Genomic DNA, 12691 nt, shown 5'->3' with positions numbered 1-12691 from the left:
TAAAAATTAACGCTTATTCAAAAGATTCAACAGGCATGTTATTTAAGCGATCAAGATCAGCTTGTGTGTCCACACCGGGTGGTAAATTTGCTTCGGCTACCGCAATTGCAATTCGATGACCATTTTCCAAAACACGTAATTGTTCAAGGCTCTCCAACTTTTCAAGCTTCCCCATATCCCATGTTACGTATTCTTGTAATAAGTTCACTCGATAAGCATATAAACCTAAATGACGAAATGCTTGTGAATGTAAAGTCGGTTCATCATGCTTAACCCCATCTCGATCATAAGGAATGGTAGCCCGGCTAAAATATAAAGCTTCATTTTGTTTAGACATGACTACTTTTACAATACTGTCACGCTGGAACTCATCTAAGGTATGAATCGGCTCACACAACGTAGACATTGAACAATTTGGTTTATCAACCAAAAGTTCTGCAACTTGCTGAACAAGTTGAGCTGGCAATAAAGGTTCATCACCTTGAACATTTACAATAATATCGTCTGCATCCCAACCCTTAATGCGAGCCACCTCACTTAAACGGTCTGTACCTGAAGGATGATCAGCACTGGTAAGAACTACATCAATTCCATCTGCACGGCAGATCTCAGCAATACGTTCGTCATCTGTTGCCACGCACAAATCATCAAAACCTTCGACTTTTTTTGCCTGATCCACTACACGTAAAATCATAGGACGGTTATGAATAAGCAACAATGGTTTACCTGGCAAACGCGAACTTGAGAAGCGTGCTGGAATGACGATGTGTTTCATTTTTTCTTCCTAAGATAATTGAATATCAAGTTCTTGCAATTGCATTTTTAAAACCTGATAACACTGTGTAGACAGGACAGCTTTAACAGGAACTACCCAAATAGATTGTTTAAATTCAGGATGTTTTTCAAGTAACGGTAATAGTTTAACTGCATCTTTTTCAGTTGTAATAAGTGGCAGCTCATCATTAAAAATTAAATCATTGATTGTGTAATCATGATGATCGCGAAATGCATGTTCTTGGAATTGCTTCACCCCTAGATCTTTGAGTGTTTGATAAAACCGTTGAGGAAAACCAATACCAACTACAGCATGATAATTATTCTCAAGATTAAAGCTTGGTTTAGAATTAGATAAAGGGTTAAGTAAATATGGCTGTCCTGTCTCGAGATGCATGTTTAATTCTGTAGCTGGTTTATGAGTATGCTCAATCACTGTTCCAGTTTCTAAACGTTCAACAGGCTCTCGCAGATAGCCTTCAGGTAATAGTTTTTTATTCCCTAAACCACGATTTTGATCCAGTACAATCCACTCAATCTGTCGATCTAATCCCCAATGCTGCAACCCATCATCACTAATAATCAAATCTATTTCTGATGACTCAAGCAATAACTCTATTGCGGCCTGCCTATTAGGACCTACTGCCATTGGTACACTTGTAGCCTGAACAATTAATGCTGGCTCATCCCCAGCTTGAGCTACTTGGGCACCCGAGGTAACCAGCATTGGAAAAGGACCATTACCCCCATATCCCCGACTAATTACCCCTACTTTTACATTATGCTGCTGTAGATAATTCACCAGTTGTATTAGCAAGGGAGTTTTTCCACTTCCACCTACTGTGATATTACCTATAACCATCACAGGTACAGGCGCTTTGTAAACTTGCTTAAAACCTGAATTATAAAGATTACGATTTAGTAAAAACCCAGCCCGATACAAACAAGACAATGGACGTAAAACAATCAACCAACTCGATTGTTTATTCCATGCATTCTGGATCAGCTGGGCTAATGACATGCTTAGTTATCCTCGAAATTACGCTGATGTAATTGATAATAAGCACCATGTTTTGCGAGGAGTTCTTGATGAGTACCTTGTTCAACAATTTGTCCTTGATCCATCACTACAATACGGTCAGCATTCTCAATTGTTGATAAACGGTGAGCAATGACAATCGTAGTGCGGTCTTGCATCGCTTCATCAAATGCTTGCTGAATAAAATGTTCAGATTCATTATCAAGAGCACTTGTAGCTTCATCTAAAATTAATATTGGAGCATTCTTTAAAATTGCTCGAGCAATAGCAATTCGCTGACGCTGACCACCGGATAAGTTTAGGCCCTGTGCCCCTAAAACAGTATCATAACCATTTGGTAAATTCATAATGAAGTCATGTGCATATGCAGCTTTTGCAGCGGCATGAATTTCCTCATCTGATGCACCTTGCAACTGACCATACGCAATGTTTTCACGAACAGTACGATTAAATAATACAACTTGCTGATTTACCATTGCGATTTGGGTACGCAAACAAGAAAGATCAATGTCATTAATTGGCAAACCATCTAAGTAAATTTGCCCACTTGATACTTCTTGGAAACGTACCAACATATTAACTAATGAGCTTTTACCAGCACCTGAACGCCCAACTAATGCTACAGTTTGACCAGGGAGAATATCTAAAGAGAAATCTTTAATAGCCTGTACGCCATCAGCATAATTTAATGCCACATGATCAAAACGAATCGCACCATTTAGTTTAGGTTTCAACTGACCATTATTTTGCTCTTCAGGCAAATCTAATAGTTCAAAAACAGAATGAGCTGCCGCCAAACCACGTTGTAACTTTTCGTTAACATCAGTCAGGTTTTTTACTGGTTTTGCTAATAGACCAGCAGCTGTAAGGTAAGCCACGAATTCACCAGCACTAGTATTACCTAAAATCTGTGGTCGTAAAGCTAACCATACAATAAGGGCCATCGCACAAGCCATTACTACCTGAACCACAGGGCTATTCAGGTTTTGTACAATTACCATTTTTAAACCACGTTTTAAGTTTTCTTCCGATGACTTATAGAATCGTTCTTGTTCAGACTCTTCACCAGCAAAAGTTTTTACTACAGCATTACCATTGATACTCTCTTGAACAACGTGGTTCACGTCACCCATCGTATCTTGAACCTGTAATGAGAGTTTTCGCATACGTTTTGAAGCTTTACGTACCAATACACCAATTACAGGTAAAAATACAAAAATACATAAGGTAAGACGCCAATTGGTATAAAACAGGTAGCCTAACAGTCCCAGAGTAATCATCCCATCCCTAACAATGGTTCTTAATGACTCCGAAGAAGCTGCCGTTAGCTGCTCAACGTTATACATAATCTTGGCAGTAATATGGCCAGATGAATTATCGAGGTAATATTGTGCCGGTAGTCTTAAAAGTTTGGCATAAACCTCTTGGCGAATACTAAAAACTAAACTACGTGAAATCACCGCAGTATAGTAACCTCCCATAAAAAGGCCTAAACCACGGAAAAAAACCAATAAAATGATTAATAATGGGAACCAATCCAAATCACCTCTACTGCCATTTTGGATTGCATCAATAATAAATTTAATCAATTTAGCAACGGAGACTTCTGTTGCTGAGTTAATACCGAACCCGATAAGAACTAATAAGGCCACGCCCCAATAAGGTTTTAAATAGGCTATGAGACGCAAATAAACCTTAAAATCTTGATTCACTCAGAAAAACCTCTAGAAGGAACTTTGGTACTAATATTGATGTTAACAAAACCGAGTTGTCCTGCTACATCCATAACGCGAATTACATCCTGATGAGACGCTTTGGCATCCGCAGCAATGATGAACATAAAATCACGGCGCTCTTGAGCAACTTGCTTAATCGCAGTACTCAGATCAGCAACCTCTTTAGACGAAAGTGCCTGACCATTTACAGCATAATGACCAGAAGAGTCTACCACGACTTCAATTTTGTGATCGTACTGTTTTGGTGGAACACCTTGTGCATCTGGTAACGTTAAATTGAGGCGACTTGGCTGATTAAAAGTAGTCGATAGTAATAAAAAAACCAAAATGAACAACAAACAGTCAATCATAGGCGTTAAATTGATATGAATGTCTTCAACCTGAGAACGTTTAAATTTCATCTGGTTATTCACCCATCAACCAACACGACGATGTTCTGCTATAGACGAGGAACGTTTATAGAACAATGAGGCATGAAATAAAGTCGATTGCTGCTCTAGTTCAGCAATATAGTCTTGTACTAATCTTTGGAAATAGCGATAAGCAACTAAAGCAGGAATCGCAATTAACATTCCCACAGCTGTAGTAATAAGCGCTTTAGAAATACCTGGAATCATTAAACTTGGACTACCTGCCGATCCAAAATCAATCACAAGGAATGACTCAATAATCCCGACTACTGTACCAAGCAGCCCTAATAAAGGCGCCACAGTACTTAAAGTGCCCAAAAAATTAATATTTTTTTCTAAATAAGAAATTTCTTGAGAAGCTGCAACTTCCATCTGCGCACGTGCAAATTGCTCACCATGCTCACGATGATCAAAACCTGCTTTTAAAATGTGAGCCAATGCGCTGTTTTGCACTTCTACATTTTGTTCCAAATTTTCCACAATATCTTCAGTTCTTAACGAACTATCATCAATTAATGCTTTGGGTAGAACTTGTGAACGTCTTAACCGAACAAAACGTTCAATACTGATCGCAACAGTTAAAATTGAGCATAGAATTAAAGGCAGCATCAACCAGCCACCCGCTCTCACAAGTTCCCACATATCTTCTTCCCCAAGAATATAAAATTAGAAATATATGACCCAAATGCAAATTAATCAGGCAAACAAATATTTAAAATGCCATCTAACTCATCTAAAGTATGGTAATGAATAACAAGCTTACCCTTACCTTTTTGATTATGATCAATTTTCACATTAGCGCCAAAACGCTCTGATAATTTTTGTGTTAATTGTTCAATATCTGGTGCTACAGGTGCTTTTTCCCTCTCCTGCTTCGGCTCACTTCTATCACGCACCAATTGCTCTGTTTGACGAACAGATAGTCCTTTTTCAATTACGATTTTAGCAACGTCTAATTGATCTTTACCCTTTAACGTCAAGATAGCTCGAGCATGCCCCATATCAAGCTGGCCTTGCTGCATGAAATCTTTAATTTCATCCGCCAAACTCAACAAACGAAGTAAATTACTTACCGTAGTACGTGCTTTCCCTACTGTGTCAGCAATTTCTTGATGGCTCAAACCGAATTCATCATGAAAACGCTGCAAGGCTATAGCCTGATCAATCGGATTTAAATCTTGACGCTGAATATTCTCAATAAGCGCCAGTGCAATAGCAACCTGATCATTTAAATCACGAACAATTGCAGGAATTTCAGTTAAACCCGCAAGTTGCGCTGCACGCCAGCGTCGTTCACCAGCAATGATTTCGTATGGATGTGCTTCATCATCAACTGGACGAATTACAATAGGTTGCATCACTCCATGTTTTTCAATAGAAGATGCTAGTTCTTGCAAATCATGCTCATGAATAAAGCGACGTGGTTGATATTCACCACGTTTCAATAAATTTACATCAATTTGTTTCAACTGTCCGTGGTCAAGTGCCTGTGCTTCCAGCTGTAATTTTTCTTTTTGAATTGAACCAAGTAATGCATCTAAACCACGTCCTTTAGCCAATCCGCGTTTTTTGATGCTCATACTTTACTTCCTTTCTTCACTTTACTTTTCTTCAACATCTCAGCTGCAAGATTTAAGTATGCAACTGCACCTTTAGAACTTTTCTCAAAATAGATAACAGGCAAACCATGCGCCGGCGCTTCTGCTAAGCGAACATTACGTGGAACGACAGTATCATAAAGTTTTTTTCCGAAATACTGTTCTAACTCAGCAGATACATCACGTGTTAAAGCATTTCGTGCATCGTACATTGTACGTAATACGCCAATAATCTCTAAATCAGGATTTAATGCCTTTTGAATACGATCTATAGTCTGGGTTAAATCAGCTAAACCTTCTAGCGCATAATATTCGCATTGCATTGGAATGATTACACTATCTACAGCTGCTAAAGCATTGACAGTAATCAAACTCAAGCTTGGCGCACAATCCACAATGATAAAATCAAATGAGTTTCGGATTTCATTCAAAGCATTTTTTAGAATGAATTCGCGGCCCTCTTGTTCTGCAATAGCAAGCTCGACACCGGAAAGTTCACGATTAGACCCTAAAACTTTATATCCGACTTCTGCTTTTTGAATGGCCGTTTCAATTGGTACTTCACCAAGTAGAACATCCGTAATGGAATACAAAAGATCGTTCTTTTGAATACCAGACCCCATCGTAGCATTACCTTGTGAATCCATATCTACAAGTAATACACGTTTCTTTAATACAGCTAGAGACGCTGCAAGATTTACTGCAGTCGTTGTTTTACCAACACCACCCTTTTGGTTTGCAATCGCAATAATTTGAGCCATGGTAACCCTAATACTTTTTATTTAAATACGTTGAAGTAAAAGTAAATGACGTTGTTCATCAAGTCTTGGTACGCGCAGCTCAATCACTTTACATGAAAAGTCCTGCTTAAGTTGCTCAATTTCCTCAACTGGCACAACTCCTTTCATTGCTGCAATTATACTGCTTTGATGCAAATATGGCTGAGCTGCATCCACAAAATCCGTTAAAGAAGCAAAAGCGCGACTTGTAATCACATCAAATTGACCAAGCTCATCAATTGTATCTTGATTTTCAACACGTGTTTGCACGGCTACTACGTTTTTTAACTTAAGGTCAGCAATAAACTGTTTCAAAAAACGAATTTTCTTACCATTTGAATCAAGTAATACACATGAGCGTTCCGGCTGACATAAAGCAATGATCATGCCCGGCATACCACCACCTGTACCTACATCAAGCAAACGGCCTGCTGGCAAATCTTTCAAAATACTTAGGCTATCTAACAAATGCTTCACTAACATTTCTTTCGGATCACGAATCGCTGTTAGATTATAAGCTTTGTTCCAAAGTACCAAAGCATCTTGATACTTCAACAATAATGTCAAAGCTTCATCGCTAAGCGATAAACCTAATTTTTGACTACCCTGTTGTAACTCTTGAAAAAACGGATGCATAAACAGATAACATCTAAGTAAAATTTAAAACAAAGTATACCCATTTATGCATCGTGGAACACTAGTTAACGATTAGGGATTACACACTTAATCGTAGAAGCCTTCACGAATTTGCAAATCTAGCTCCATTAAACGCTCAGGCGTTCCCACATCTACCCATGCACCTTTAAGCTTTTCACCAGATATTTTCTGATTATGCATCGCTTGCTTCAATAGTGGAGCTAAAGGACGCTTACCCGCTTCCAATCCGTCAAAAAGTTTAGGATGAATAACAGATACACCACTAAAAGTGAGGTTTTCGCCCGTCACATCTTGATCGAATGTAAAAGCGCGCCCATCCAATAATGTAAAGTCGCCTTCAGGATGCTGTTTAGGATTATCAACCAACACAAGATGTGCCAAATCATCATTTAGCTTAATATGGCGCAGACCTTCAAAATCCATTGTGGTCCATACATCCCCATTCACCAGAATAAAAGGATCTTTTCCAAGCAGTGGCAAAGCATTAATAATTCCACCAGCTGTTTCTAGCCCTTCATCCTCTCGTGTCCAACGGATATCCACACCAAATTGAGAGCCATCACCTAAACTACTGATGAGCTTGTCGGCCAACCATGCAGAATTGATGACTATTTCAGTCACACCAATTTTCTTAAGTTTTTCAATATGCCACACAATCAGGGGCTTACCGCCCACCTCGAGCAAAGGCTTTGGTGTATATAGCGTAAGTGGACGCATACGATTGCCCAAGCCAGCAGCAAGAATCATTGCTTTCATTATGCTGCTACCTCATAGCTACCATATTTCTCGATAAATTTAGGCATCACGATATTATTTATAAATGCCATAAACTCTTCAAGTTCAGCGTAACCACGGCTTTCTTCAAGTAAATACCACATGACACGTGGTAAATCCTTCAAATAACCAGACTTACCATCACGTTCAAATAAGCGAACAAAAATGCCTAAAATTTTAATATGGCGTTGGATCGCCATTAAATCTGCATCACGTTTAAATTGATCAAAGCTACGGTTTTGTTTAGTCGACGCTGGCAACAGGTCATAAAACACTTTAAACCATTGATAAACACGATCAGCGTTCCATTGAACATATGCATCACGAGTAATCGAAATTAGATCATATGTATCAGCGCCAATAACAGCATCTTGGAAGTCGATTACCCCTAATTCTTGCTCATCGGTAATTTTCATCAAATTTCGACTATGAAAATCTCGATGTACAATAACTTGCGGTTGGGCTAATGCAGCGTGAGCCAAGAAGTCAAATGCATTATCAATCGTTTTTTTCTGTTCAGCAGTCGGCTGAATAGAAAGCGACGGCAACATCCAGTCTGTGAGTAGCTGCATTTCCGACATTAATTTTTCGTAAGAATAAGCTGGGAACTGATTAGTCCCGTCAATAGACTGCAATTGAATAAGTTGTTTAAAACTTTGTTCGTAGTATTTATCAACAGTTTCATTAGTTAATAATGCCGACAAAAGCACATCACCAAAATCTTCTAACAATAGAAAACCTTGAGCCAGATCTTTCGCGACGATCTGAGGCACACGTACGCCATGGCTCGCAAAAAACTCGTCAATGGTCACAAACGGAACACAGTCTTCTTTTTCTGGAGGGGCATCCATGAGCATATACGTTTTATTTTGTAACTCAATACGCGCATAACGGCGGAAGCTTGCATCACCTGCTAAAAAAGCGATCTTAAATTGATCATTTTCAAGAACAGATGTAAGCCATGTATATATCAATTGTTCACGTTGTGTATTCATTTGCAATAAAATCTAAAACAAGCTGAGATTTTTGAAGGGTTAAGTGTAGCCACTTATAAACTTTTTCTCTATGATGCGACAATAATTAATTGTGAATTAGCATACTTGGTTAATGAGACAATGAAGCATCAGTTTAAATTTAATCCTTTAGCGACAGCTATTTTTACGCTCTTATGTGGCTCCATACAATCAAGTTATGCTGAGTCAACTGATGTTGTCTCCAATATAGACAATAATCAACTTAAAGCGAGCATCAAGGAAGCTTACCCAGGTCAAGAATTCTTTCAGCAATATTATGTTGATAAATCTGCACCTGAAGCTCAGCTTCGTGACAATAAATATTTAAGCTCGGCATTTTGCCAAGGCACATGGGTTACACCGATTAACCCTGAGACCAAAGCTTTAGATGCCGACAAAGCGACTTCTGTCGTTACTGCTAACTACGGACATTACAACCCAGCGGGTGATTCTGTTTTAGAAGGTGATGTCGTTATTGATCAAGAAGGACGCACAGTTCGTGCTGACAAAGTAACGATTGATAAGACCCAAACCTTTGCGCATGCACAAGGTCGAGTACAGTTAGCTCAAGGCGGGTTACTTTCACAAAGTGATGAAATTAATTACAACCTAAAAACCCAAACCGGGAATTTAGACAATAGTTTTTATATTTCTGAACAGCAACATGCCCATGGTCATGCAGGAAAAATCGAAAGAACCTCACCAAACGTTATGGTTCTTAATGATGCAACCTATACGACTTGCCCACCAGGCCAAAAACCTGGTTGGAAAATCCAAGCCAATAAAATTGAGTTAAATCAGGAAACTGGACGCGGCGTAACTCGTGGAACAAAATTATATGTTAAGGACGTTCCTGTTCTAGCTGTTCCCTATTTTAACTTCCCGATTGACGACCGCCGTACTACAGGTATTCTCAACCCACAATTTGGTTTCTCAAACGATGGTGGTGTTGAGCTTTCTGTTCCAGTTTATTTAAATCTTGCACCTAACTATGATTTGACACTTACTCCGCGATATTTAGCAGACCGCGGTGCAATGCTAAAAGGCGAGTTTAGATATTTAACCGATGGCTTTGGTGCTGGTGAAATGTGGGGTGGCATCTTGCCATCTGACAAAGGTTATGATGACAAAGATCGTAAAGATTTCCATTTTTTACATAATTGGGATATCAACGACCAGTGGTCTACTAACCTCGAATATAACTATGCATCAGATAAAGATTATTTCTCTGACTTAGATAGCAGTCCTAACTCTAAAACAGATCTTAACTTACGTAGAGCTTGGGAACTTAATTATCAACATGGTATTCCGGGTTTAAAAGCACAGCTTAAGGTCGAAGATTTCCAGACACTTGATCCTGAAGTTGCAGATGCAGATAAACCATACGCGCGTTTACCACAATTCTTATTAAATTACGTCACTGGTAATCCACTAGGACTACAATACGAATTTAATAACGACACTGCTTACTTTAAGAAATCAATTAATGATGATTCTGCTCAAGAAAGTAGTGGTACACGTATTTATAACCAGTTCGCAACGCGTTATAACTACCGTACACCGGCAGCTTTTGTGATTCCTGAAGTCTCTGTACGTTCTATTCAAACGTTTTATGATAAGGACAGTATCGCATCTCAAAATCTAGATGGTGGTTCCGAAAACAAATCAGTCGTTGTACCTCAATTCACGTTAGACACTGGACTGAACTTTGAACGTGATGGCAAGTACTTACAAACACTTACACCACGTGCTTTCTATGCATATGCGCCATACAAAAATCAAGATGGTTACCCTAACTTTGACTCAACTACTGCGTCAGTAAGTTATGATCAATTATTTAACCCTTACCGTTTTTATGGTCATGACCGCCTAGAAGACAATAACTTTTTATCATTGGGTGTAAGTTATAGCCTCTTTGACACAGTAGGTTTAGAACGTTTACGGGCAAGTGTAGGTCAAAGTTACTATTTCGAAGACCGTCGTGTCACCTTACAACGACAACAAGATGAAATTGATACTGAACGCAACACAGGTCCTGTGGTGAGTCTATCAAGCCAGCTTAACCAAAACTTTACCATTGCTGCCAACTCAGCTTGGATGTCGAATGGTGACAATGCTCAACGTGACTTCCAACTTTACTATACTGGTGATAAAGGAAATCTATATAACTTAGGCTATTTCTATCGTAAAGATATTCCTGGTCGTCAAGATACTTATGACCAAGTTGTTGCATCGTTTATACAACCAATTAAAGACAATTGGCGTATTATGGGCCACGTACAATATGACATGGACAATGATGTTGCCCGTGAACTCTTGCTAGGAGTTAACTATGAGTCATGTTGCTGGGGTATTTCTGTCTATGGCCGTTCATACTATAACGATCTAGACGATCCAAAATCTCCAGATGTTAGTGAAAAGCGCGCGATCATGGCCGAAATTACATTAAAAGGTTTAGGTGGTTTAAACAATAAACTCGCGTCTTTACTTGAAAATCGCGTTTTAGGTTTTAACAAAATTAATCAATCTTGGACACAACGTTAATGAAGACAAAGCATCTTAAACAGTTTTTTAAAGCAACTACACTTGCTGCCCTAATCTCTTCATCAATGCATAGTTTTGCCCAACCCGCTGATGAAGTTGTGGCAATTGTGGACAATAGCGTAATTTTAAAAAGCGATCTTCAACAAGGTATGGCTGAAGCAGCTCATGAACTGCAAGCTCAAAAGAAAGAAGTGCCACCTCAGCAATACTTACAGTTTCAAGTATTAGATCAACTCATCTTACGTGAGGCACAACTTGAACAAGTTAAAAAATATGGCATCAAACCTGATGAAAAAAGCTTAAATGAAGCAGTCTTAAAAGTAGCAGGTCAATCTGGCTCTAAAAGTTTAGAAGCTTTCCAGCAGAAATTAGATGCTATGGCACCAGGGACTTATGAAAGTTTACGTGGCCGAATCGCTGAGGATTTAGCGATTAGTCGTTTGCGCCAACAACAAGTGATGTCTCGTATTAAAATTAGTGATCAAGATGTAGAAAACTTCTTAAAATCACCTCAGGGACAAGCTGCGTTAGGTAATCAAGCACATGTAATTCATATGCGCATTTCTGGTGACAATGCACAAGAAGTTCAATCTGTAGCTAAAGAAGTGCGTTCAAAGCTTGCGCAAAGTAATGATATAAATGCTTTGAAAAAACTTTCAACTGCAAATGTAAAAGTTGAAGGTGCTGACATGGGTTTCCGCCCACTGTCTGATATTCCTGCTGAACTTGCAGCTCGCATTACTCCATTACAAGATGGTCAAACGACTGACTTAGTTTCAGTACGTGATGGTGTACATGTTTTAAAGCTTCTTGAACGTAAACAAAATGAGCAAAAAGCTTTAGTACCTCAATTTCAAACCCGCCACATTCTCATTCAACCATCTGAAGTAGTCACTCTTGAGAATGCTAAGCAAATTATTGATAACATCTATAAACGCTTAAAAGCTGGTCAAGATTTTGCAACACTTGCAGCAACCTATTCAAATGACACAGGTTCAGCACGTGATGGGGGAAGTTTGGGTTGGGTAACACCTGGAATGATGGTTCCTGAATTTGATAAAAAAATACAGGAAATTCCTGTAGGTGAAATTAGCGAACCTTTCCAAACTCAGTTCGGCTGGCATATCTTACAAGTAACGGATAAACGTGAAAAAGATATGACTCATGAATATCAAGAGCGTATGGCACGTCAAATTTTAGGTGAACGCCAATTCAACACTGAAATTGATAGCTGGTTACGTGAAGTACGTGCAAATGCATATGTAGAAATCAAAGATCCAAGTCTAGACAAAAAGAACTTACAAAAGTAACTCTTTTTCTCTTTATTAAAACCTGTGTTTGTCACAGGTTTTTTTATGCATGAAATT

General features: G+C 38.8%; 12 protein-coding genes. 2 read left to right on the top strand and 10 right to left on the bottom strand.

The genetic code is table 11. The features are described from left to right. Positions 1 to 13 precede the first annotated feature (13 nt). The 10 genes from kdsB to B806_RS0114930 form a co-directional block, all read right to left on the bottom strand. On the bottom strand, positions 14 to 775 hold the full coding sequence (gene kdsB / locus B806_RS0114975) for a 3-deoxy-manno-octulosonate cytidylyltransferase (protein WP_017386826.1): 762 nt from the start codon (positions 773 to 775) through the stop codon (positions 14 to 16). Positions 776 to 784: 9 nt separating this feature from the next. Continuing rightward, positions 785 to 1795 (bottom strand): tetraacyldisaccharide 4'-kinase, encoded by a 1011-nt coding sequence (gene lpxK / locus B806_RS0114970; RefSeq protein ID WP_017386825.1) that lies wholly within the window; start codon positions 1793 to 1795, stop codon positions 785 to 787. Between the two features lie 2 nt (positions 1796 to 1797). After that, the gene (gene msbA, locus B806_RS0114965) at positions 1798 to 3525 is read right to left on the bottom strand and encodes a lipid A export permease/ATP-binding protein MsbA (RefSeq protein ID WP_017386824.1); all 1728 of its coding nucleotides are present in this window, start codon (positions 3523 to 3525) and stop codon (positions 1798 to 1800) included. After that, on the bottom strand, positions 3522 to 3950 hold the full coding sequence (locus tag B806_RS0114960) for a biopolymer transporter ExbD (protein WP_005069548.1): 429 nt from the start codon (positions 3948 to 3950) through the stop codon (positions 3522 to 3524). Before B806_RS0114960 ends, msbA begins: the two co-directional genes overlap by 4 nt. A 15-nt stretch (positions 3951 to 3965) precedes the next feature. Then, complete coding sequence (locus B806_RS0114955) at positions 3966 to 4601, bottom strand: MotA/TolQ/ExbB proton channel family protein (protein WP_017386823.1); 636 nt, start codon at positions 4599 to 4601, stop codon at positions 3966 to 3968. A 50-nt stretch (positions 4602 to 4651) separates the two neighbouring features. After that, positions 4652 to 5539 (bottom strand): ParB/RepB/Spo0J family partition protein, encoded by an 888-nt coding sequence (locus B806_RS0114950; RefSeq protein ID WP_017386822.1) that lies wholly within the window; start codon positions 5537 to 5539, stop codon positions 4652 to 4654. Then, on the bottom strand, positions 5536 to 6318 hold the full coding sequence (locus tag B806_RS0114945) for an AAA family ATPase (protein ID WP_002121458.1): 783 nt from the start codon (positions 6316 to 6318) through the stop codon (positions 5536 to 5538). The genes B806_RS0114950 and B806_RS0114945 overlap by 4 nt, the downstream gene beginning before the upstream one ends. A 21-nt stretch (positions 6319 to 6339) precedes the next feature. After that, on the bottom strand, positions 6340 to 6972 hold the full coding sequence (gene rsmG / locus B806_RS0114940; protein ID WP_017386821.1) for a 16S rRNA (guanine(527)-N(7))-methyltransferase RsmG: 633 nt from the start codon (positions 6970 to 6972) through the stop codon (positions 6340 to 6342). 87 nt (positions 6973 to 7059) lie between these two features. Continuing rightward, positions 7060 to 7749: an N-acetylmuramate alpha-1-phosphate uridylyltransferase MurU gene (gene murU / locus B806_RS0114935; RefSeq protein WP_017386820.1), complete on the bottom strand. Its 690-nt coding sequence runs from the start codon at positions 7747 to 7749 to the stop codon at positions 7060 to 7062. Next, positions 7749 to 8762 (bottom strand): phosphotransferase, encoded by a 1014-nt coding sequence (locus B806_RS0114930; RefSeq protein WP_017403200.1) that lies wholly within the window; start codon positions 8760 to 8762, stop codon positions 7749 to 7751. The genes murU and B806_RS0114930 overlap by 1 nt, the downstream gene beginning before the upstream one ends. 120 nt (positions 8763 to 8882) lie before the next feature. On the opposite strand from B806_RS0114930, the gene B806_RS0114925 reads away from it, so the two are divergent. Then, positions 8883 to 11324, top strand: a complete 2442-nt coding sequence (locus B806_RS0114925) for an LPS-assembly protein LptD (protein WP_017386818.1) — start codon at positions 8883 to 8885, stop codon at positions 11322 to 11324. Then, a complete protein-coding gene (locus B806_RS0114920) occupies positions 11324 to 12634 on the top strand; it encodes a peptidylprolyl isomerase (protein ID WP_017403199.1) in 1311 nt (436 codons plus the stop codon). Before B806_RS0114925 ends, B806_RS0114920 begins: the two co-directional genes overlap by 1 nt. The last annotated feature ends 57 nt before the right edge of the window (positions 12635 to 12691 follow it).

This window comes from Acinetobacter sp. TG2027 (assembly GCF_000302435.1).
Lineage (GTDB): Bacteria > Pseudomonadota > Gammaproteobacteria > Pseudomonadales > Moraxellaceae > Acinetobacter > Acinetobacter pittii.
Note: the sequence above shows the minus strand (reverse complement) of the source record. Positions and strands in the feature narration are given on the sequence as shown.